The 20,128-nt window shown below is 66.0% G+C and carries 21 protein-coding genes and 1 pseudogene; 14 read left to right on the forward strand and 8 right to left on the reverse strand.

What is annotated here, in order from left to right; translation table 11 throughout:
* Position 1 precedes the first annotated feature (1 nt).
* Positions 2 to 292, reverse strand: coding sequence for a hypothetical protein (locus tag LDB29_RS11350; protein WP_025552046.1), 291 nt, complete (start codon positions 290 to 292; stop codon positions 2 to 4).
* Between the two features lie 388 nt (positions 293 to 680).
* Here LDB29_RS11350 and LDB29_RS11355 point away from each other — a divergent pair, with 388 nt between their 5' ends.
* The 3 genes and pseudogenes from LDB29_RS11355 to LDB29_RS29385 all read left to right on the forward strand — a co-directional run.
* The gene (locus LDB29_RS11355; RefSeq protein WP_025552045.1) at positions 681 to 1,187 is read left to right on the forward strand and encodes a hypothetical protein; all 507 of its coding nucleotides are present in this window, start codon (positions 681 to 683) and stop codon (positions 1,185 to 1,187) included.
* Positions 1,188 to 1,301: 114 nt separating this feature from the next.
* Positions 1,302 to 3,542: a CheR family methyltransferase gene (locus LDB29_RS11360; RefSeq protein WP_099185644.1), complete on the forward strand. Its 2,241-nt coding sequence runs from the start codon at positions 1,302 to 1,304 to the stop codon at positions 3,540 to 3,542.
* 11 nt (positions 3,543 to 3,553) lie between these two features.
* Positions 3,554 to 4,033, forward strand: a pseudogene (locus tag LDB29_RS29385) (chemotaxis protein CheB); the annotation flags it as partial.
* 91 nt (positions 4,034 to 4,124) lie between these two features.
* On the opposite strand, the gene LDB29_RS11370 reads toward LDB29_RS29385, so the two are convergent.
* Positions 4,125 to 5,132 carry a chemotaxis protein CheB gene (locus LDB29_RS11370; RefSeq protein WP_025547538.1) on the reverse strand — a complete coding sequence of 336 codons (1,008 nt, stop codon included), beginning with the start codon at positions 5,130 to 5,132 and terminating at the stop codon, positions 4,125 to 4,127.
* 119 nt (positions 5,133 to 5,251) lie between these two features.
* Here LDB29_RS11370 and LDB29_RS11375 point away from each other — a divergent pair, with 119 nt between their 5' ends.
* Together LDB29_RS11375 and LDB29_RS11380 are read left to right on the forward strand one after the other, a co-directional pair.
* Complete coding sequence (locus LDB29_RS11375) at positions 5,252 to 7,027, forward strand: sensor histidine kinase (protein WP_025547540.1); 1,776 nt, start codon at positions 5,252 to 5,254, stop codon at positions 7,025 to 7,027.
* Complete coding sequence (locus LDB29_RS11380; RefSeq protein ID WP_044662694.1) at positions 7,024 to 7,392, forward strand: response regulator; 369 nt, start codon at positions 7,024 to 7,026, stop codon at positions 7,390 to 7,392. The genes LDB29_RS11375 and LDB29_RS11380 overlap by 4 nt, the downstream gene beginning before the upstream one ends.
* 24 nt (positions 7,393 to 7,416) lie before the next feature.
* On the opposite strand, the gene LDB29_RS11385 is transcribed toward LDB29_RS11380, so the two are convergent.
* Positions 7,417 to 7,599: a hypothetical protein gene (locus LDB29_RS11385; RefSeq protein WP_025547543.1), complete on the reverse strand. Its 183-nt coding sequence runs from the start codon at positions 7,597 to 7,599 to the stop codon at positions 7,417 to 7,419.
* 51 nt (positions 7,600 to 7,650) lie between these two features.
* Positions 7,651 to 8,346 carry a CDP-alcohol phosphatidyltransferase family protein gene (locus LDB29_RS11390; protein ID WP_025547545.1) on the reverse strand — a complete coding sequence of 232 codons (696 nt, stop codon included), beginning with the start codon at positions 8,344 to 8,346 and terminating at the stop codon, positions 7,651 to 7,653.
* Between the two features lie 401 nt (positions 8,347 to 8,747).
* Between LDB29_RS11390 and LDB29_RS11395 the strand changes: the two genes are divergently transcribed.
* From LDB29_RS11395 to LDB29_RS11405, 3 genes are read left to right on the forward strand one after another with little or no spacing between them, the layout of a single operon-like run.
* Complete coding sequence (locus LDB29_RS11395; protein ID WP_025547547.1) at positions 8,748 to 8,963, forward strand: hypothetical protein; 216 nt, start codon at positions 8,748 to 8,750, stop codon at positions 8,961 to 8,963.
* Positions 8,960 to 9,202 carry a hypothetical protein gene (locus tag LDB29_RS11400; RefSeq protein ID WP_025547548.1) on the forward strand — a complete coding sequence of 81 codons (243 nt, stop codon included), beginning with the start codon at positions 8,960 to 8,962 and terminating at the stop codon, positions 9,200 to 9,202. Before LDB29_RS11395 ends, LDB29_RS11400 begins: the two co-directional genes overlap by 4 nt.
* Positions 9,203 to 9,204: 2 nt before the next feature.
* Positions 9,205 to 9,375, forward strand: a complete 171-nt coding sequence (locus tag LDB29_RS11405; protein WP_162195972.1) for a hypothetical protein — start codon at positions 9,205 to 9,207, stop codon at positions 9,373 to 9,375.
* A 101-nt stretch (positions 9,376 to 9,476) separates the two neighbouring features.
* Here the strand turns inward: LDB29_RS11405 and LDB29_RS11410 are convergent, their stop codons facing one another.
* Positions 9,477 to 10,163 carry a spermidine synthase gene (locus tag LDB29_RS11410; RefSeq protein ID WP_373278215.1) on the reverse strand — a complete coding sequence of 229 codons (687 nt, stop codon included), beginning with the start codon at positions 10,161 to 10,163 and terminating at the stop codon, positions 9,477 to 9,479.
* Positions 10,164 to 10,643: 480 nt separating this feature from the next.
* Between LDB29_RS11410 and LDB29_RS11415 the strand changes: the two genes are divergently transcribed.
* The 6 genes from LDB29_RS11415 (at position 10,644) to LDB29_RS11440 (ending at position 16,075) form a co-directional block, all read left to right on the forward strand.
* Complete coding sequence (locus tag LDB29_RS11415) at positions 10,644 to 10,937, forward strand: hypothetical protein (protein ID WP_128830691.1); 294 nt, start codon at positions 10,644 to 10,646, stop codon at positions 10,935 to 10,937.
* A 158-nt stretch (positions 10,938 to 11,095) separates the two neighbouring features.
* The gene (locus LDB29_RS11420) at positions 11,096 to 11,596 is read left to right on the forward strand and encodes a spore coat U domain-containing protein (RefSeq protein WP_082166166.1); all 501 of its coding nucleotides are present in this window, start codon (positions 11,096 to 11,098) and stop codon (positions 11,594 to 11,596) included.
* 11 nt (positions 11,597 to 11,607) lie between these two features.
* Positions 11,608 to 12,345 carry a molecular chaperone gene (locus LDB29_RS11425; protein WP_025547555.1) on the forward strand — a complete coding sequence of 246 codons (738 nt, stop codon included), beginning with the start codon at positions 11,608 to 11,610 and terminating at the stop codon, positions 12,343 to 12,345.
* On the forward strand, positions 12,326 to 14,653 hold the full coding sequence (locus tag LDB29_RS11430) for a fimbria/pilus outer membrane usher protein (protein WP_255308829.1): 2,328 nt from the start codon (positions 12,326 to 12,328) through the stop codon (positions 14,651 to 14,653). The genes LDB29_RS11425 and LDB29_RS11430 overlap by 20 nt, the downstream gene beginning before the upstream one ends.
* On the forward strand, positions 14,650 to 15,156 hold the full coding sequence (locus LDB29_RS11435) for a spore coat U domain-containing protein (protein ID WP_025547557.1): 507 nt from the start codon (positions 14,650 to 14,652) through the stop codon (positions 15,154 to 15,156). The genes LDB29_RS11430 and LDB29_RS11435 overlap by 4 nt, the downstream gene beginning before the upstream one ends.
* A 265-nt stretch (positions 15,157 to 15,421) precedes the next feature.
* Positions 15,422 to 16,075, forward strand: a complete 654-nt coding sequence (locus LDB29_RS11440) for a Crp/Fnr family transcriptional regulator (RefSeq protein ID WP_025547559.1) — start codon at positions 15,422 to 15,424, stop codon at positions 16,073 to 16,075.
* A 183-nt stretch (positions 16,076 to 16,258) separates the two neighbouring features.
* Here LDB29_RS11440 and LDB29_RS11445 read toward each other — a convergent pair whose 3' ends face one another.
* From LDB29_RS11445 to LDB29_RS11455, 3 genes are read right to left on the reverse strand one after another with little or no spacing between them, the layout of a single operon-like run.
* Positions 16,259 to 17,716 carry a TRAFs-binding domain-containing protein gene (locus tag LDB29_RS11445; protein ID WP_099185642.1) on the reverse strand — a complete coding sequence of 486 codons (1,458 nt, stop codon included), beginning with the start codon at positions 17,714 to 17,716 and terminating at the stop codon, positions 16,259 to 16,261.
* Positions 17,717 to 17,768: 52 nt separating this feature from the next.
* Positions 17,769 to 18,368 (reverse strand): hypothetical protein, encoded by a 600-nt coding sequence (locus tag LDB29_RS11450; protein ID WP_025547563.1) that lies wholly within the window; start codon positions 18,366 to 18,368, stop codon positions 17,769 to 17,771.
* On the reverse strand, positions 18,369 to 20,081 hold the full coding sequence (locus LDB29_RS11455) for a toll/interleukin-1 receptor domain-containing protein (RefSeq protein ID WP_099185641.1): 1,713 nt from the start codon (positions 20,079 to 20,081) through the stop codon (positions 18,369 to 18,371).
* Positions 20,082 to 20,128 lie beyond the last annotated feature (47 nt).

The raw sequence follows: 20,128 nt of genomic DNA on the forward strand, positions 1-20,128 counted from the left end.
CTCAGACTCCGCCGCCGGATGAAAATATGTCGGGATGATGGGTGCGGGCGCTGGCCCCGCCGGGTTTGAATTCGCCGTGCAGGATATGGCGGACGCAGGCCAGCACACCCCCGGCGATCAGAACCATCGCTCCGGCGCCCAGCACCGCCGCCATGACCGCCTCCCGCCGAAGCGGCGCGCCGGTCAGCCAGACATGAAGCAGGATGCACAGGGCCGCGATCCCCGCCGCCTCTATGGCCGCACCGACGAGCAATCTTGCCGTTGCCCTGGCGCTTCTATTTACCCTGCTCATGATTGCTCCCACATCGAACAAGGACAGTTAAGCCTCACCGGGAGCAAGCGTTCCGCGATCCGCGATGGAACGCTAATGCAGTTTACAGCGAACCGATCTACGATATTTCCGCCGGAAAACTTCGACTGCGATCCAGAACCATTCCGGATCGACAATCATGGCGGCCCGTATCATGAAAGTATCGGAAGCAGAAGCCTGGAAACTTCCGTCCCCACCCGGCAGGATTTCCGATGAAGGACCGGCATCCGGGCTCCGGCTGCGCTTCCGGTGGCGAACGCCGCGCCATGGAAAAGACAGTCCGAAGCTGATCCAGTTTATCGTCCCGCGCGGATCGCCCCTCCACCCGATGCGTTGCTTTGGAAAGCGGATATTTTCAGGAAGACGCGCGATGAACGACCGCAATGCATTTCTGCAAGGGCAAGGATCGCCCATCAGGGACGACGCGGCGCCGCCCGAACAGGGCTGGCGCGGCGAACGCGCCGCCGACGAACCGGCTGGAAAAGGTCCAAGGCGGCGCCGGATCACAGGCGTGAAGGCGGAGGTGGAGGACATATCCGGCACCGCCTTCGTCGAGGCGGGCGGCGCGGACATGGCGTCCACCCACGACGACGGCGACAGCGACGGCGAAGACAGGCGCATGCAGCCGCGGCAGGAAGGCGGCAGGCGCGCCCATCCGGACGGGGTCAGCGATCTCGACATGTCCGCCGCGAGTCCCGGCGGGGAAAGCGCCGGCGCCCCCTATCCGCACGGGCGCAGGAAATCGAAAAACGACTTCGGCAGCCGCATGGGCCATGGCGGGCAGACGGAGATCGGCTATCACGGCACCGGCCATCTGGGCGGCCGCAAGGTGGGCGAGGACGACAATCGCAACGGCGTCGCTGAAACGGACGATTGACCCTGTTGCGGCCCGGCAACCCGTTGATATTTCGGCTTTGCAAGCAAGCGGCATGGACGGCGGCGCCATTCGGGCATAGCAAGGGCAATCCTGTTGCGGAGCCGAAAGAGTTCAATGGTCGAAAGAGCTGCCCCCGATCCCGAGTTCGAAGCCCTGCTGCGCCACATTCAGGAGAGTCGGGGACTGGACTTCCGCGGCTACAAGCGCACCAGCCTGCGGCGGCGCATCTCCCTGCGGATGGAGGCGGTCGGCGCGGAGGATTTCGCCGCCTACCGTACCTGCCTGGAGGCGCAGCCCAGCGAATATGAGGAACTGCTGAACACCGTCCTGATCAACGTCACCTCCTTCTTCCGCGACGAGGATGCGTGGAACGTGATCCGCGACGAGGTGATCCCGGAAATCCTCAAAAATGCGGAGGACGACCGCGCGATCCGGGTCTGGAGCGTGGGCTGCGCCAGCGGCGAGGAACCCTATTCCATCGCCATGCTGCTGGCCGAGGCGATGGGCATGGCCGACTTCTGCCGGCGCGTGAAGATATATGCGACAGATCTGGACGAGGAAGCGCTGAAGGTGGCGCGGGTCGCCACCTATTCGCCCCGGGAGGTCGAGAGCGTGCCCGGCCATCTGCTCGAAAAATATTTCGAGCGTACCAGCAATCATTATGTGTTCGAGCGGGAATTGCGCAAATGCGTGATCTTCGGCCGCCACAATGTCGTGCATGACGCGCCCATCTCGCGCATCGACCTGCTCACCTGCCGCAACCTGCTGATCTATCTGGAGGCCGAAACCCAGTCGATCGTGCTGCCGCGCCTGCATTATGCGCTGAACCCCGACGGTTTCCTGTTCCTGGGCAAGGCGGAAACGCAGCTTGCGCGATCCTCGCTGTTCCGGCCCGTCGACATGAAGCACCGCATCTTCGCCAAGGTGCCCCAGGAATGGCGCCGCCCCCTGAACGGCAGCTTCACCGCCAACCGCCCGACCCGGCTCGACATGCCCCTGCCCGACGTCCACCTGCTGGAAGCCGTGATCGACGAGGTCGGCACCGCCCTGCTGGTGATCGACGACAGCGGCGCGGTGGCGCTCGCCAATCTACCGGCCCGCAACCTGCTGGGCGTGGGCGAGGCCGATCTTGGCCGGCCGTTCCAGGACCTGCCCATTTCCTACCGTCCCATAGAATTGCGCGGCCCCATAGATGAGGCGTTCCGCGGCCGCAGGGGCCTGCGGCTGGAGGACCAGGAATATCGGCTCAACCAGACGGAGGTGATGCGGCTCACCATCGACGTCCGCCCGCTCCAGCGCGCGGACGGCAGCGTGCATGCCATCCTGCTCGCCTTCCACGACCATACCGGCATTCACGGCTTGCGGCGGGAACTGGAGGCGGCGCAGGAAAATCTCGAACAGTCGATCGAGGAACTCCAGTCCGCCAATGAAGAGCTGGAAACCACAAATGAGGAGCTTCAGTCCACCAATGAGGAGCTGGAGACCACCAATGAGGAACTCCAGTCCACCAATGAGGAACTGGAAACGCTGAACGAGGAAGCCCGCTCCTCCAATGAGGAAATGGAGTCGGTCAACGAGGAACTGCGCATACAGGCCGAACAGGCCGCGGGGTACCGCCTCCATCTGGAATCGGTGCTGCGCTCGATGAATGCGGGCATCGTCGTGCTCGACCCGCGCCATTTCATCCAGAGCTGGAACCGCTGGAGCGAAAACAGCTGGGGCCTGCGCGCGGAGGAGGTGCTCGGCACCAGTTTCGACAGGCTGGACATCGGCCTGCCCGTCCAACAGTTGCGCGACAGCATGATCGCGGTCCAGTCGGGGTCGGAGGAGCAGACCGAGCGCCAGCTCGAGGGGCTGGACCGACGCGGACGCCGCATCATCTGCCGGATACGCATTACCGGCCTGATGGACGAAATCGGCGCAAATCACGGGCTGGTGCTCGTCTTCCAGGACATTACCGACGAACGCAACAGCGAGGATTACACCCGTTATCTTGGCCGCGTGCTGGGCGGCGCGGCCAATCAGATCTACTTTCTGGACCCCGATAATCTGCGCTTCCTGCTGGTGAACGACAGCGCGCAGAAGAAGCTGGGCTTCAACGCCCACCAGCTTTCGCGCATGGCCCTGCCCGACCTGCTGCCGGACATATCCGCCGACGACCTGCACGCCATCCTCGCCCCGCTGCTGGGCGGCGAACTGCCGGAGCTGCCCCTCCAGACGGCGATGCGGTTCGGCGAAGGCGGCAGTCTGCCCGTCGACCTGCGCCTGCAATATTTTTCCGAAGAAACGCCGCCCATCCTCGTCGCCATGGTATATGACAGGAGCGAGCGCGAACTGTCCGCCGCGCTCGAATAGAAAGGCGGCACATGGCCGGCCATGACATCATCGTCGTCGGCGCCTCCACTGGCGGCGTCGATGCGCTCGTCCGGCTGGTGGCGCAGCTTCCCGCCGGGATGGACGCGGCCATGCTCATCGTACTGCATGTCGGCACCGGCGTCAGCCGGCTCGCGGACATATTGAACCGCGCTGGCAAGCTGCCCGCCGGCCAGCCCGCCGATGGCGAGGAGATACTAGCCGGGCATATCTATGTCGCCCCGCCCGACCTGCACATGACGGTGGAGGGCGGCCGCGTCAGGCTGGCCCATGGCGACAAGGAGAATTTCAGCAGGCCCGCCATCGACCCGCTGTTCCGATCCTCCGCCGCCGCCTACGGCCCGCGCGTCGTCGGCATCGTGCTGACCGGGAAGCTGCAGGACGGTTCGGCGGGTCTGCTGGCGATCAAGCAGGGCGGCGGCATCGCGATCGTGCAGGACCCGGCGGAGGCGGTCGCTCCTTCCATGCCGCAACGGGCCATCGCCTGCGCGCCGGTGGACCATGTCTGCCCCCTTGCAGAGATGAGCGCGCTGCTGCTCCATTACGGCCGGCCGCCGGACGGGCTCAACCCTCCGCTTCGTTCGACGCCTTGCGCAGGCTCGTCATCGCCTCTTCCAGCACCTCGATCATATGCCCGCTTTCCCGCGAAGCTTCCGTCCAGCGCCGGACCGCATGCGCCAGGCCCCGTTTCTCCGCACTGTCCTGCATCTGTGCGAACAGCCGGATGCGATCCCGATGCGTCCGCACCGCAATCGCCAGCGCCCGCTCCAGTTCGTCATTCTGCGCCGCCGCCAGTCCCAGCGGCGTGAAGGCATGGCCGACCTGGCAGCGGAAGCGGACTTCATCCTCGGTCTCGATATGGTTCAGCACGCCCCCGCAATCGGGGCAGGACAGGTGGCTGGGCTCACCCGGCGTGACGATCTGCGGTTCGGCCACGGCAAACTCCTGTGCGGCAATGAGGTCCTCGATCAGATATTCCTCGGGCAGGGGTATGGTCGGCCCCGCTTCCTCCCGCACCAGCCGCGCGAGCAGGTCGGGCATATGGTCCAGGGCAAGCGCATGGTCGACATGATCGCGCTTCAGCGCATTGCACGGCATGGACGGCCATTCCGCGTCGGCGGGGTCCTGCACGACCGAAAGCCCGCCGGCCGCCTTGACCGCGATCAGCCCATCGGTCCCGTCGTCCAGCAGGCCGGTCAGCACGATGCCGGTCACGCGCCCGCCATAATGGATCGCCGCCGATCGGAACAGGGCGTTCACCGCCGGCCGCGTGCGGTTCTCATAGGGACCGCGCCGCATCAATATCCTGCCGGGACGCAGCAGCAGATGCATGTCGGGCGCGCACACATAGATGCGCCCCGGCTCGATCGCCTGTCCGTCCACCGGGGACAGAGCAGGCAAGGGCCCGGCCCTGTCGAGCAATTGCGGCAGCACGCTGCGCGCCGAAGGCGAAAGATGCTGGGCGATGAACAGCGAGGCGCGAAGATCGGCGGGCAGCGCGGCACAGAGCCGGCGCAGGGCATCCACTCCCCCGGCCGATGCCCCGATCACGATAATGTCCCTGCTGGGCATGCTGCGCTTCTCCAGGGAGGCAACGAAGCGTGCCGACAAAAAGGTTCAGACGGAACCAACTTATTTTAGACCCAATTCCCCCGCGGGCGCGTTATCAGGGTGACGCAACAGGGAAAATCATGGGCAACAAGGCTGAAGCTCCGGGGCAGATCAGCGCCAGGCTGCTCGACGAGGTCGAACAGTTGCGCACGTCCCTCGAATCCTCGCTGGAGGAGAATGCGCGCCTGATGGAGGATCGCGACCGGCTGAGCCGCCGCGTGACCCAATTGTCGCAGGACCTTCAGGCCGCCCGCTCGGCGCCGCCGCCGGCGCCCCCTTCCCTGCCGTCCGTCGAACAGGGGCAGGCCAAAGAGGAGCTGCGCGTCGCCTTCGAGGAATTGCAGGTCCTGACGGAGGAACTGGAGGTCGCCAACAGCAGCCTGCAACAGGCCAATCACGAACTGGACAGCCGCGTCGAGGAACGCACTCGCCAGATCCAGGAGATCAACGACACGTTGCGCGCGACCGAGGACTCCCTGCGCACGATCGCGGACCTCGTGCCCGACCTCCTCTGGCGCAGCGACGCCACCGGCCATGCCAACTGGTTCAACCAGCGCTGGTGCGACTATACCGGCTGGGATGAGGAGGAACTGAAGGAAGAAGGCTGGGCCAATGCGCTGCATCCGCTGGACCGCGCCTCCTCCCTCGCGGCCTGGGCGCAGGCGATGGCGGCGGGCACCGTCTATCAGGAGCAGCATCGCATTCGCGACGCGCAGGGCGATTATCGCTGGTTCCTGATCCGCGCCGAACCGATGCGCGACGCGAACGGCACGATCCTCGCCTGGTTCGCCGCCGCCACCGACATGCATGAGCAGCGCACCGCCATGGAGGCGCTTCAACGCAGCGAGTTGCGGTTCCGCACGCTGATCGAGGGCATGCCCCAGCTCGTCTGGCGCGCCGTGGACAGCGGCCAGTGGACCTGGTCCAGCCCGCAATGGAGCGCCTTCACCGGCCAGAGCGAGAAGGCCAGCCGGTCGCTCGGCTGGCTGGAGATGCTCCATCCCGACGACCGGGACCATGCCATGGCGGCATGGACCCGGGCGCAACAGACCGGCAGCCTGGAGATCGAAGGACGGATATTCAACGCGCAGGACCGGCGCTACCGCCATTTCCGTACCCGCGGCGTGCCCGTGCGCTCCAGCGAGAGCAGCTTGCTCGAATGGCTGGGAACGTCGACCGATGTCGACGACATCGTCCAGTTGCAGGCGCATCAGGAAGTGCTGGTGGGGGAACTTCAGCACCGCACGCGCAACCTGATGGCGGTGGTCCAGTCGGTCACGGCGCGCACGCTGAAGGGCAGCCATTCGCTCGATCATTTCGCCCAGTGCATCGGGGACCGATTCGATGCGCTGGCCCGCGTCCAGGGACTGCTATCCCGTCGCAAGGGCGGGCTGCGGGTCACGTTCGACGCGCTGCTGCGCGAGGAACTGTCCGCCCATGTCCCGCTGGATGCAGACGGCAGGGGAGAGCATGTGACGCTTACCGGGCCGGCCGGCATATCGCTGAAATCGGCGACGGTTCAGACGCTCGCGCTCGCCCTGCACGAACTGGCGACCAACGCGGTGAAATATGGCGCGCTGTCGCAACCCGCCGGCCGGCTGGAGGTCCGCTGGGACATCCGCAGGCCCGCGCCGGGCGAATGCCGGCTGTTCGTCGACTGGCGCGAGCGCGGCGTGTCCGAACTGCCCGCCCCCGGTGCGGAGCCGAAGGGCGGCGGCTATGGTCGGGAACTGATCGAACGCGCCTTGCCCTATCAGCTCAATGCGCAAACCAGCTACGCCGTGGAAACCGACGGCGTTCATTGCACGATCGACGTGCGCGTCCCCTCTGAGGATAGTGAAGGCGGTGTAAGATGACGGAAGCTGCGCTGCAGGATTGCCGCATATTGATCGCAGAGGATGAATATCTCATCGCCGCCGATATTGCCGAGGCCCTGGAACAGGACAATGCCGTGATCCTGGGGCCGGTGCCGCGCGTCGCGGACGCGCTATCCCTGATCGGGTCCGGAACGCGGATCGACCTGGCCGTGCTCGACGTCAATCTGTGCGGCGACATGGCGTTTCCCGTCGCCGACGCGCTGGTGGAACAGCGCATCCCCTTCGCCTTCGCCACGGGCTATGACGGATGGACCATCCCCGCCCGCTTCGCGGACGTGCCGCGCCTGGTGAAGCCGTTCAGGCCCGACCGCTTGCGCAGCGCGCTGAAATCGCTTCTGCCCTAGGGCAGATGCCGATGATCGGCTGCTTCAGAGATCGGGCGGCAACAGGTCCTGGTCGGCGTCCAGACGCCGGTCTATCTCCTCGCCCAATCGGTCGAGCTGATCGAAGGACGCCCCGACCACCAGGATCGAACCGTCCTCCAGCGTCAGGCGCAACCGATAGCTTTCGCCGTCGGCCTCTATGGCGAAATGGGCGAGGCGCACGGTCATGACTGTCTCCCGATGATGAGCGCCCCCGCACCGATCCGGGGCGCCGCCGCCTCATTTGGAAGCATGGCGATGCGCCGTTTCCGCCAGAGCGAGCCTTCTGCCCGTGACCAGGGTCTGGCCGATGAAAAGAAGGATCAGGATCGAACCGGCCGTCCCGACGAAGAGGTCGAAGCCCGACCAGCGCCCGAACAGACCCGGACCGGACCCCAGCACCATCATCATGACCGTCAGTCCGATCAGCAGCAGCCTGAGTTCGGTCGGCCCGGCGGAAAGATAGGAAAGCTTCAATTCCCCCAATACCCGCGCGGACAGAAAGGCATGGATCGACAGCAGCAGATAACCCGCCAGCGCGATCAGCGCGACATCCATCGTCACGAACGGGCTGAGGCCGATCCCGGCAAGGATGAGCAGCGTCGCCAGCCCATCGCAGCTATGATCGATGAAATAACCGTAGGACGGTCGCTCGATCCGCCGATAGCGCGCCAGGCTGCCGTCCATGGAGTCACCGAACCACTGCACCGCATAGCCCGCAATCGCCAACAGCAGCCAGGCCGGCGCGACGTTGCTGGCGGCATAGCCGGCGAATATCATCAGCGCGCCGACCATTCCAGTCGCCGTCAACCGGTCCGGCGTGACCCAAGCGGGCATCCGGCCGCACAGCCAGCCAAGCAACCGCCGCTCGTTCGCGGCAAGCCAGTTCTGCTGGATACGGGAGAGCGATGGGGGAGATGGGGGCTGGATCGTCATGGGGCCTTGGATAACAGTCTGGAACAACGGGAGCGCCGCAGCGCCGTCATATTCGCGGCATCAGCCGCTCCGTCCGAAGACGCACCGTCCCGGAAGGATCGGCACGACGACCGATACGACCGGCGCGACCTGAAAGGAAAGACAATCTTCCTGCACGACATGCTCCCTCTGCGCGGGAGCACGCAAGTCTCTCTGTCGGATCGTGCGAAGCGGAAATCCGATGACTGCTGGTAGCATCCTCTGCATGACCCGAACAGAAGTTTTTGGAACTTGCACGACTTTCGCGCGAGACGGGAGCGGCCCCTTGTGCTACGGTTCCTTTATTGCGCGAAATTTGCCGCAAGCATTCGCCGTGACAGAGAGACCATCGTGCTCCCGCTTGCCAGCCGAGGAGCCTCGTCATGGAAGACCTGAACTATCTGCTCAAGCGCGAACAGGAAGAACTGCTGCGCGCCCGGACGGCGCACAGTCCGGAGGCCGGCCGCGTCCACGAACGGCTCGCGCAGGGATATGCGACGCGAATCCGCCATCACCCCCATCCCTATCGTTCCAGGCGGGCGGACGGTTCGACGCCCTTCAACCCCTTTCCCTTCAACGTGGAGGGCGGCGCGGCATGAGCAGGGTCGTCAACGTCCGCGCCACGCCGGACAGCATCAAGACGATGTGCACGAAGCATGCCTTCCGCATATCCGCGCTGGAGGAACTGGTGTCGGGCGGGGCGCGGGTCGTCCTGCTCGATCCGCGGGACGCGGACGCCTTCCGCGTCCTGATGAAGGACAGGCTGATCGAGGGCAGCGTCACGCGATCAGCGTCGCACATGGCCAGACAATGGACGCCGCCGGCACGATGGAAATAGTCATGAGCCAGTTCGATTATCTCGACCGTCGCAGAAAGGCCGAATTGAATCATGCCGATCTGGCCATCTGCCCGGTGGAGCGGACGAGGCATGAAGAGCAGGCAAGGGCCTACGCCAAGATCATCTCCGTTCTGCGCCGGGAAGAGGAAGAGGCGACATCACGCCATCGATAGTGGAATACAGCCCAATATTTGTCCCTGCATGCACCAATATTATATGCTGGGCGAACGACGGTAGAATAAATCCGGCGGAAAATAGGACGACTGAGCCGCTTTCAGCGCGAAGCGGCTGCTTTCCGGATGGCCGGGCCCGGCTTGGCGGCAAACCAGATATTGTGCCAGCGTTCCGTGCTGCCGATATAGGCCGGCAGGACGATCTCATCGACGTCGAAACCCGATTCCTCCAGCCGCCCCGCGAAGCAATCGTCGGAATAGGAGGACCAGACGGACAACAGCCCGCCCGGCCGCAAGGCGTCATAGGCGGCGGAGAGTCCGGCATGCGAATAGAGCCGGTCGTTGCGCGACGTGATGAAACCGTCCGGACCGTTGTCGACATCCAGCAAGATGGCGTCGAAACGATCCGGCCCCTCCATGATGATGTCATAGACGTCGACGACCCGAACGCTGACGCGCGGGTCCGCGAGATTGTCCCTGAACAGATGCGCCAGCGGCCCCTTGGCCCACACCAGTATCTGCGGCACCAGTTCCGCGACCGTCACGAGCGCGTCGCAGGTCCAGGAACCCAGCACGGCGTCCAGCGTGAAGCCCATGCCCAGTCCCCCCACCAGGACATGACCGTCCTTCCTGTCGAGACGCTCGCTCGTCAGCGTGGCCAGCGCCATTTCCGAAACATGGTCCTGACTGCCCATCAACTCGTCGCGACCGAACTGGATGGAATATTCCTTGCCGCATTTGAGCAGGTGCAGCTGGCCGCCGCCGGGAATGTCCGCGACATCCACCATTTCTATCGGCGGGCGGCCTCGCCGGGCGGCGGGGGATTGCCCTTGTCCGATGATCCCGGCCGGCCTGCCCTGCGGCTCATGGCCGGGCGGCCGCTGGCGGTGGGGCCGCTTTGGCGAGGCGTCGTTGCGATCCATGCCGTTCCTGTCGCATTTCAAGATCAATCGCGACGTAAACCAGCATGGCGTCCATTGCGCGGTGACGCCGTGCAATGCCCCGCCTGCCTTCCCTTTGCAAGGCCGCTGCGCATGCGGCCCCGAAGATCGCCGGCGGCCCGTATCGACATTCAGAAGAGGACGAGCCGAAAATGCCGGTTTTTCGTGATCCTCCAATGAGTGACGTGCATCCCTGAATGGCGCGTATTTAAGGCATGGGCAGCGCCGGAAGCGCGAACAGGCGCTATTTGCAGGCTGCCAGGGCTGAATGTCGATACAGGCTAAATGGACGACCTGCCCGGTCGTCTATAGGGAGGAAGGAACGACATGCCCACCCACAGCCCGATGAAATCCGCCACGGCTCTGGCCATGCTTGCACTTGGCTCAACCGGAAGCGTCCATGCCGCCGAAGCGAAGCAGCGCATGGCCGTCGGCGCCGTGGTCGTGGCCCCATGCACCGTGGAGGGCCTGCGGGTGGATTGCATATCCGGCCAGCGCCCCCGGATATACATGGCCGGAAAGGCCACGACTTCGCCCGCTCCCGGCCATGGCGCGGAACCGGCGCACGCGGGGCAAGGCGCATCCCCTGCCGCCACCCGCTATATCGAGGTATCATTTTAACCTAAGCCTTGGAATAATCGGAACAACTTCGCGCCTTCCGCCGTTTCCTCCCTCGCGACGACCGGCATCGGGACAGACATGCTGCAGCCGGTCCCGCGATGCTCATGGAGTGCGCCTATAGCCAGAACAGGGCGCAGGATGCGTTACAGGAGATGCGCATGAAGCGGTATGGCAAAGGCCATCTGGCCGGGCTGCTGATATTCGGAATGGCTTTGCCGGACGCCGCGCAGGCGGCGCAGACGACGACGACATTCCCGGTGACGGCGACCGTCCTCACTGCCTGCGCCGTGACGGCGAACCCCCTCAGCTTCGGAAACTACGATCCCACATCGGCCACGCCGCTCGATGCCACGACCACGCTTTCGGTGCTGTGCACGGTCGGCACGTCCTTCACCGTCGGCCTGAACGCGGGCACGTCGAGCGGCGCCACCGTCACCAGCCGGAAGATGGTCAACGGCGCCAACCTCCTCAACTATGGCCTCTTCCGGGAGACGACGCGCACGAACAATTGGGGCAACACGCCGGGCACCGACACGCCGCCGGCCACCACCGCACCGGTGCTGCCCAGCACGCTCACCGTCTATGGCCGCATCCCGCCAAGCCAGAATGTGCCGGCGGGCGGCTATGCCGATACGGTCACCGTAACCGTCAACTACTGAAGCGCGAAAAGATGAACAGGGGATATGCAAGCGTTGCGGCAGCGGCGGCGATGCTCTCTGCGCCGCCCGTGCAGGCGGCGGGGCTCAAGGTCTTCCCGGTGCGCGTCGTGCTGACGCCGGCGGAACCGGTGCAGACCATGGCGATAGAGAACAGCAGCAAGGAAAGCGCCCGCGTCCAGCTCCGCGTCTATGGCTGGCGGCAGGAAAAGGGCGAAGACGTGCTGGAGGAGACCCGCGACGTGCTCGCCAATCCCGCCCTGTTCGAGGTGCGGCCCGGCGCCGTGCAGATCGCCCGCTTCGGCCTCAGGACGGGAACAGGCGCTGCGGAGAAGAGCTATCGCGTGATCCTGGAGGAGGTGCCCGGCACCCGCGCGGTTCCCGCCGGAACCGTCCAGACGCTCCTGCGGATCAGCATTCCGATCTTCGTGCCCCCGGCTCGCGGGTCGGGCAGGCTGGTCTGGCGCGCCTGGCCCAGCGGACCGCGCCAGATGACCTTCGCCATCCGCAACGAAGGCAACGCCCATGTGCAGATCAACCGCCTGATCCTGTCGCGCAAGGGCGGTCCGCAAGTGGCCCGGCAGGACATGTCGGTCTATCTGCTCCCCGGCTCCTCGCAGCAGGTCGTCCTCGACACTGCCGCATCCATCGCTTCCGGCCAGACCCTGAAACTCGACGCGATGACCGATCAGGCGGATGTCGCCGCGGAGATCGTTGCAGAGGAGCGGCCCCGTGAAGTCGCGCGCCCTTGAAGGGGCCATGGTCGCGCTCTGCCTCCTGTCCCGCCCCGCCGCCGCCCAGGCTCCCCCCGGCCATGGATCGCCGCCGGCCGCCGGGGAAGACGGCGACGGGCCCTCGCTGATGCTGGTCCGGCTTCTGGTCAACGGCCAGGCGCAGGAGGGCGAGATACTGGCCGGGCGGCGCGGCGATGCCTGGTTCCTGAAGGCCGCGGACCTCGAACGCTGGAAGATCCGCCCCGATGCCCCGCCCGTGACGATCGACGGAGAGGCGCTGGTCCCCCTCCCCTCCTTCATCACGCCCTCCTTCGATGCGGCCAGCCAGCAGCTTGACCTGACCGTACCCGCCGAACGGTTCGCGGTGCAGCGGCTTTCCGGATCGGCCGGCAGGCTGCTGCCCACAGCCGGCACCTTCGCCGCCTTCCTCAATTACGACCTGTCGGTCTCCCATCAGGACGAACTGGCCTCCTCCGCCTTCCTGGAAGCCGGCCTGTCGGACGATTGGGGCCTGTTCGCCAACAGCATGACGGTCGGGCAGAGCAGCGGCATCGGCAACGGCGTCGTGCGGCTCGACAGCTATTTCATCCGCGACGATCCCCAGGATCTCCGCCGACTGATCCTGGGCGATACCGTCACGACCAGCCCCGACTGGGGCCGCCAGATACGCTATGGCGGCGTTCGCTACGGCACCGAATTCGGACTCAGTCCCACCCTCATCACCTTTCCCACCCCCGCCTTTCTCGGCCGCACCGCCGTGCCCTCCAATGTCGAACTGCTCGTGAACAATGCCGTGCGCTTCCAGTCGGACGTCGATCAGGGGCCCTTCTCCATCGATCAGGTGCCTCTGGTGACGGGCGCGGGCGAGGTGACGCTGGTCGTGCGCGACGCCATGGGGGTCGAACGGCGCGTGCGCACGCCCTATTATGTCAGCCCCCGGCTGCTCAGCGCCGGGCTGTCCGCCTGGTCGTTCGAGGCCGGGGCGGAACGGCGCGACTATGGCATTGCCAGCTTCAGCTACGGCACCGCCTTCGCCGCGGGCAGCTACAGGCGCGGCCTGACGGACTGGCTGACCGTGGATGCCCGGGCGGAGGCGAGCGGCGACGTGCAAATGCTGGGCGGCGGCCTGTCGTTCGTCTGGCCGCTGCTCGGGGAATTCAGCCTCGCTTTGGCGGGATCGCTCGGGAGGGAGGGGAGCGGCGGCCTCTATCGCGCCTCCTTCGCGCGCATCACCCCGCGCTGGAACATCGCGTTCAGCTATCAGCGTGCGTCGGATCGCTTCGACCAGATCGGCATAGACCGCCCGGCGGACCGCATCGCGCGGCAGTTCCAGGCGTCGGCCGGGGCGTCGCTCGGCGATCTGGGCAGCATGGTCGTGACCTGGACCGACCTTGAATATGGCGACGGCAACCGGGCGAGGATCGGATCGGCCAATTACAGCGTCGGGATCGGCAGCCGCGCCTATATGAGCCTGTTCGCCATCCGCAGCGACATGGCGGGCCGGGAACCGGAGGCGGTCGTCGGCCTTGGCCTCACCATTCCCCTGGGCACGCGGACCAGCGTCTATGCGCAGGGCGACAATCGCAACCGCCTGGCGGAAATCCGGCGGACGGCGCCGCTTTCGGGCGGCTGGGGCTACCGCCTGGCGGGCAGCGAGGGCGAAAACGACCGGCAGCAGGCGGAAATGAACTGGCGCGGCTCCACGGGCGAGCTGAGCCTGGAGGCGGCCCGCTTCCGGGGCAAGACGGGCCTGAGGCTGCTCGCGAGCGGCGGGGTCATGCTCGCGGCCGGCAGCATCCATGCCTCCCGGCGGATCGAAAATGGCTTTGGCGTGGTCGAGGTGCCGGGGCAGGGCAATGTGCGCATCTATCAGGAAAACCGCCCCGTCGCGCGCACCGACCGGCGGGGCATCGCCATTGTTCCGGACCTGCGACCCTATGAGGCGAACCGGATTTCGCTGGCGCCGTCCGACCTGCCGCTGGACGTGCGGCTGCCCGACGACACGATGATCGTCGTTCCGCGGATCAGGGGCGCGGCCCATGCCCGCTTCCCGGTCGAGCAGGACCGGCCGGGCACGGTGGTCGTCGCCACCGCCGACGGCAAGCCGGTCGCAGCCGGCGCGAACGTACGCACCGACGGCGGCGAGACGCTGTTCGTCGGCTTCGGCGGAGAAATTTTCGTGCGCAATCTCCGCGAAGGGATGGTGCTGGAGATCGACACGGGCGGTAGCGTCTGCAAGGCGATCGTGACAGGCATCGCGCCGCGCGACACGCTGCCCCGCATCGGCCCCGTCGCCTGCGCCTTCCAGCGGGAGCCGGCGCCATGAGGCGGCGCGCTCAAGCCCTGACGGCCCTGCCGCTGCTGACGGCCATCCTGTTCCTGATGCAGCCAAGCCCTGCCCAGGCCGCCTGCAACGGTCTGGCCGGCTGCTCCTGCACGGTCACCGCCACCGGCATCAGCTTCGGCAACTATAATCCGCTCTCCCCCACCGCGACGGACGCGACGGGTACGATCAACGTCCATTGCGATCTTCTGGTGGCGCTGGCCGGCTCCTACACGATCGACATCAGCGCCGGCAGTTCCGGCAGCTTCGCGCCACGCACGCTGCGAAGGGGCGCCGCTGCCCTCAACTACAACCTCTACACCAACGCCGCACGCACGCAGATATGGGGCAACGGCACCGGCGGATCGGTCAACGTCACGCGCGCCGTCCTGGCATTGCTGGTGTTCAACGACAGCGTCACCGTCTACGGCCGCATCCCGGCGGGACAGAATGTGGCGGCCGGCGCCGGCTATCTCGACACGCTGACGGTGACCGTCACCTATTAGGGCAGCGTATACGGGCCGGCGTCAAGCTGAGCATGGTGGGCGCCTTCTCCCGCCCAACGCCTTTGTCGGAGATCGACGAAGCGTGATGCACGTCACGCGCAAGATGGGAAGAGGCGCTTATTGTTCCGCCCGCGACCCGAGGAACTCAGGCTTGCCTGATTTCCAACTCAGGGCCCGGCAGCCTTCGCGCTGCTGGGCCTTTTTTTGAGAGCCATCAGCCGGTAGGTTCGACCGCGCTGGCCCACATGGTTTTTGGGGGAAGAGCTTGCTTGAGACGGAACGGCTGGCCGTTATCAGAAGCGTGTTTTCATGTGGGCAGGCAGGTGCCGAGGCTCTGGCGTCCGCCGTTCGCGACATGGTTTTTCCGCACAAGGCCGTCGTCGCGCATCAGGGCGACCTGGCCGATCATTGCTGGGTGGTCGTGGAGGGCGCCGCCCAGGCCCAGATCAACTCGGCCGATGGCCAGTTGACCTTGCTCGCTTCCCACGGGCCGGGCGAAATCTTCGGCAGCTATCCCGAACCGGCGGCGCTGCGCAGCGACATCGTCGCGCAGGGTTCGCTCCATCTCCTCTGCATCGAAACCTCGGCATTGGTGGACCTGGCGCGGCACAGCGCGGATATAGCCCATGGCCTCAGCCTGCTGTTCGCGCGGCAGTTGGACGTGATGCTGGACCGCATGGCCGCCAGAACCACTTTGACGGCGAATGGCCGGGTCTATGCCGAACTGCTGCGCCTTGCGGGCGCCTCCAACCGCATCGAGCCGCCGCCCGTGCTGTCCGCGCTGGCGCTGTCGGTGCATACCACGCGGGAGACGACATCCCGGGCCATTGCGCATCTGCTGCGGCGGGGCATCGTCAGCCGGACAGACGAGGCGCTGGAGATACTGGCGCCGCGCCTGCTCGCCGAATTGATAGCCTGAAGCCTGCCCGGACCACGCCATGCGGAGATCGGGCCTGCAAGCGCCGATTCTCCTCCCGGTCGCGGAAGCCGGATCCTCGCACATCCTGAGCAACGTCCGATGAACCGGAGCCGCTCAACATCCGTTCGCCCTCAGCTTGTCGAAGGACTCAGCGCGGACCAGAAAGAGGCGATTCCCCCAGGCTCAGGGAAACAGGCCATAAAGCGCCAGGTCGCCCGACGCCGTCCTGATGTCGCCCATCGGCTGCACATTCGCCTCCGGCGCGTGCAGGGCAAGGGCAAGGGCGGCCGACTCGCTCAACGCCACCGCCCCCTCCAGGTCCGCGGCGGCGATCATGAGCGCACGATCCCAGCGCCCGTCCTGCGTGTCGGCCAGGGCGCGGTAATCCAGCGCCAGCCGGGCCTCGGGATGGTCGCCGCGCAAAGCAGCGGCCCTGTGGGCCGCGTCGGCAAGGGAAGACTGGCCATAGGCATGCTGCCCCTCCTGCCCGATCAAGAGCGTCGCATCCCCGCCGAAGTGGAAGGGCAGGGATTCCGGAACGGCGATCAGCGCCACGACTTCCGCCTCCGGCGACAGGGCGACCTGAGCGGCGTTGCTCCGTTCCAGCGCCAGCCGATCCAGCCGAAGCCCCAGCGCTTCCCAGCCTGCCATGTCGCCTCCCCCCTCCTCGCCCCGCCCGACGATCTGCAAGGCGCGGGCGGAGGATTGCAGGCGCTTGGCCTCGCACAGGGCTAGCCCCATGGCGGCCTGCCTCGACACCTCGACGGATGCATTGCTGAGCGGTTGCCAGTCGTCCATTTCCCTGACCGACACCGCCCTTCCCATCAACGCATCGAACCGATCGGCCCATGCCGGACCGAAAGGATCGACCGACGCCGCCCGGAACAGTTCGGCCGGACAGGGCAGAACGACATGCAGCTGGCGGCCCGCCTCAATGGCCGCCTCCGCCACCAATATGTCCGCCCCGGCGGCCAGCGCCCCGATCACCATGGAAGGGGCCAATGCATCCACCGCCCCGGCAATCGTGTGAGCCGCCTGGGCGTCATCGGCTGCAAGGCCCAATATTCCTTCGAAATAGAGCGGCGAAGCCGGACGGTGACGGTCCAGCCAGTCCGCCGGCCGTCCCGCCTCCGCCAGGATCATCGCGAACTGTCGCAGCGTGGAGGCATGGTCTTCCCACGCTTCGGGCTGATGCCCGATGGCCTGCCGCAGCATCCGTTCGGCATCCTGGGTCCGGCCCAGCAGCAGCAGCGCTTCGGCCCGCGTCGCATCGATCCAATAGGGCGTCTCGGCGGCGCGCAGCGGATCGTCGAGCAGCGTCATCACGGCATTGGCCAGCGTCACCGCCGCCTCGTGCCGCCCTGCGACATAGGCCAGCGTCGCCGCGTTGATCAACGGATAGGTCGCATGCGAAAGGGCGGAAGCACGCTCATAGGCGGTGATGGCCCGGTTCAGCAATTCTTCCCGCGCCGCGCCGCTCTCCCCCGCCGCGCGGTCCTTCAGCAGGCGTCCGTAAACCGTCAGCACATCCGGGTCGTCCGATTGCGGCGACAGGCCGGCGGCATGGAATGTGGTCCAGGCCTGTTCCAGCGCGCCCGCCCGGGCCAATCGCGTGATGCTGTTAAGCTGCGGCCTGATCATTTCCCGCCTTGTCCCACAAGCGCCCGTCCGCCGCCACCGGATTCGCGCGATCCTATTTCCGCGGTCCCTTGCTGACGCCGTCGGGATCGATCGCCAGGACAACCCCCGAATCGCCGCCATGTTCATAACGGCCGCGAATATAGAGATTGAAGATGAAGCCCTGCTCCTCCCCTTCCTTCAACGGTTCGCCGGTATAGCCGTTGCACATGTAGTTGCGGCAGCGCAGCGCCGGATAGCCGCCGATGTCGGTCATCTCCAGGTCGTAGAAGCTGCGGTTGGGCGCCACCGGCGCGGGCGGCGGGGGCAGCGAACTGTTTTCCTTCTTCTCCACGAACCAGATCGGATCGGTGTCCTTTCCGTCATGGAAGCCGTAGCCGGGCGCATCCAATATGATGGTGAAGAAGCACATATATTCGACGAAGGCGATGTTCTCGAACCCATAGCCCCTGAATTCGGGATATTGCGCGGGGTCGCGGGACTGCGCCATCTTCAGCAGGCGCGCCTCCGTGGCCTGCAGTCCGCGTTCGCAGATCGGCGCGAACCAGCGGCTGACATTCCACGCGCCTTCCCGCACGCGAATGGAGAGCAGGGTGACATGATCGATCTTGTCGCCGGGGCCGATGGTCCTGACACTGTTCCCGTAAGGCAGCATTCACTCCCCCTTTGCCGAAGCCCTGTCATTCGACTGTGCTATAGCATCCAGACGCCGGATCGACGTAGCCCGAAATGCCGGGTCCGCCGCGGCCGTCGGACTTGCATCATGCATGATCCGACGGGCCTGGTCGACCAGTCGGTGGACCTCCGCGCCCTGGTGGCGCGCCCTCGCCACCTCGGCTGCATCCATCAGCAGCCGCAAATGCTGCTCGAACCAGTTCTGGTTCTCCGGATCGCGCTGGCGCAGCGCCGAAGACTGGCTCCGCGCATCGCGCAGCAGCCTGACCGCCTTGGCCGTCTCACCGGTCTCGAACGCGATCCGCGCAAGCGAACGGGTCGCCACCAGAGTGTCATAGGCGATGTCGCCATTTTGCGGATCTTCCCGCCGCAAGGGTTCGAGCAGCCTCAGTTGCTCCAGCCGATGCTGCTCCGACGCGCGGAAGTCGCGGCGGTCGAAATGCACGTCGGCCAGCCGCGCATGGCGTTCGGCCACTTCCATGCGAATGTTGAGCGATCCGGGATCGGCCTGCTGCGCCCGCTGGAACCAGTAGAGCGACTTCGCATAATTCCGGATCGCATCGTCATGGTCGTTCTTCGATTCCCATTGGACCGAAGCGATGTTGCTGAGCGCATAGCCCATTTCCGTGAAGCTGCGCGCCGCCTGGGGCTGATACCGGAAAAGCTGGCGGGCCCAATGCAGATAGGCCCGATAATGCCTGAGCGCGGCGTCGGCCTGCCCGGATAGCTGATCGACCTGCCCGATCCAGAATTCGCTCTGCGCGTGGACGAAGATCCATTCGGGCCGCTGGGGATCGTCGTCCAGCAGAGCGGTGGTGGTGCGATGCGCTTCCTCGAACTTGCGCCGCGCCGCCGGCAGGCTGCCGCGCGCGATGTCGTCCTCCCCCATCGCCTGAAGGATGCGCGCCCGCCTCTCCAGACTGTCGTCCGGCAAATCGTCGAGGTCGCCCTGGTCGCGATAATAGTTCATCGCCCGGTCGTTGACGACGGTCAGGGCATCCAGGCGACCGACGCTGCGCAGACGTTCCCGCAAATCGGTCAGCATGAATTCGATGATCCCTTCTGCTTCGGCGCGTTGCCGCTCCGCTTCCCGCTGCGCTTGCAAGGCCGCAATCGACAGCGCGAGAAAAGCTAGCATGACCAGCATCAGGGCCAGCGTGACAGCCGTCACGCGCCGGACGCGCCGCTGCGCATCGCGCTGCACCAGCCGGTCCAGGCCGATCCCGGCCAGCCCGGCAATGATCTTCAGGGTGCCCAGCCGAACGCCGTCGCCCTCCCGCCGAAGGTCGGCGGCAAGCGGTTCGCCACCGTCCTGCAGCGCAGGCGGAAAGGCCTCTTCCGGTTCGCCTTCGATGATCGCCGCCAGGATCGGCCGGTCGGGATGGAGGAAGCGGAACAGGCGGATTTCCTTGTCCACCCAGGGCGAAGCCGCCGCATGGGGCGAACACAGGACCACCAAAGCCGCCGATCGGGAAAGCGCCTGCTTCACCGCCTCCGACAGGTCGGCCGCGGCAGGCAATTCGTCGCGGTCGCGGAAGATCGGGCCAAGCCGCCGCTCGCCGTCGGATCGCATGGCGCCCTTGGGCAGCCGATAGGATTCCAGCCGCCGTTGCAGCCCGCGCGCGGCCCGAACGTCCCTGTGATTATAGCTCAGGAAGGCGGTGTAGGCCGCCTTCGCACTGTCTGCCCGCATCTCCACAAATCGCGCCGTCGCCCCTTCCTACGCCGGAGGTGGACTGC

Source organism: Sphingobium sp. CFD-2 (assembly GCF_024611135.1).
In the GTDB taxonomy this organism is placed as follows: Bacteria; Pseudomonadota; Alphaproteobacteria; order Sphingomonadales; family Sphingomonadaceae; genus Sphingobium; species Sphingobium fuliginis.

Bases quoted from the DNA above. Each gene is read 5' to 3' on its own strand.
- LDB29_RS11350 (WP_025552046.1), bottom strand. From the start codon at position 292: ATGAGCAGGGTAAATAGAAGCGCCAGGGCAACGGCAAGATTGCTCGTC.
- LDB29_RS11355 (WP_025552045.1), top strand. From the start codon at position 681: ATGAACGACCGCAATGCATTTCTGCAAGGGCAAGGATCGCCCATCAGG.
- LDB29_RS11360 (WP_099185644.1), top strand. From the start codon at position 1,302: ATGGTCGAAAGAGCTGCCCCCGATCCCGAGTTCGAAGCCCTGCTGCGC.
- LDB29_RS11370 (WP_025547538.1), bottom strand. From the start codon at position 5,132: ATGCCCAGCAGGGACATTATCGTGATCGGGGCATCGGCCGGGGGAGTG.
- LDB29_RS11375 (WP_025547540.1), top strand. From the start codon at position 5,252: ATGGGCAACAAGGCTGAAGCTCCGGGGCAGATCAGCGCCAGGCTGCTC.
- LDB29_RS11380 (WP_044662694.1), top strand. From the start codon at position 7,024: ATGACGGAAGCTGCGCTGCAGGATTGCCGCATATTGATCGCAGAGGAT.
- LDB29_RS11385 (WP_025547543.1), bottom strand. From the start codon at position 7,599: ATGACCGTGCGCCTCGCCCATTTCGCCATAGAGGCCGACGGCGAAAGC.
- LDB29_RS11390 (WP_025547545.1), bottom strand. From the start codon at position 8,346: ATGACGATCCAGCCCCCATCTCCCCCATCGCTCTCCCGTATCCAGCAG.
- LDB29_RS11395 (WP_025547547.1), top strand. From the start codon at position 8,748: ATGGAAGACCTGAACTATCTGCTCAAGCGCGAACAGGAAGAACTGCTG.
- LDB29_RS11400 (WP_025547548.1), top strand. From the start codon at position 8,960: ATGAGCAGGGTCGTCAACGTCCGCGCCACGCCGGACAGCATCAAGACG.
- LDB29_RS11405 (WP_162195972.1), top strand. From the start codon at position 9,205: ATGAGCCAGTTCGATTATCTCGACCGTCGCAGAAAGGCCGAATTGAAT.
- LDB29_RS11410 (WP_373278215.1), bottom strand. From the start codon at position 10,163: ATGGTGGATGTCGCGGACATTCCCGGCGGCGGCCAGCTGCACCTGCTC.
- LDB29_RS11415 (WP_128830691.1), top strand. From the start codon at position 10,644: ATGCCCACCCACAGCCCGATGAAATCCGCCACGGCTCTGGCCATGCTT.
- LDB29_RS11420 (WP_082166166.1), top strand. From the start codon at position 11,096: ATGAAGCGGTATGGCAAAGGCCATCTGGCCGGGCTGCTGATATTCGGA.
- LDB29_RS11425 (WP_025547555.1), top strand. From the start codon at position 11,608: ATGAACAGGGGATATGCAAGCGTTGCGGCAGCGGCGGCGATGCTCTCT.
- LDB29_RS11435 (WP_025547557.1), top strand. From the start codon at position 14,650: ATGAGGCGGCGCGCTCAAGCCCTGACGGCCCTGCCGCTGCTGACGGCC.
- LDB29_RS11445 (WP_099185642.1), bottom strand. From the start codon at position 17,716: ATGATCAGGCCGCAGCTTAACAGCATCACGCGATTGGCCCGGGCGGGC.
- LDB29_RS11450 (WP_025547563.1), bottom strand. From the start codon at position 18,368: ATGCTGCCTTACGGGAACAGTGTCAGGACCATCGGCCCCGGCGACAAG.
- LDB29_RS11455 (WP_099185641.1), bottom strand. From the start codon at position 20,081: ATGCGGGCAGACAGTGCGAAGGCGGCCTACACCGCCTTCCTGAGCTAT.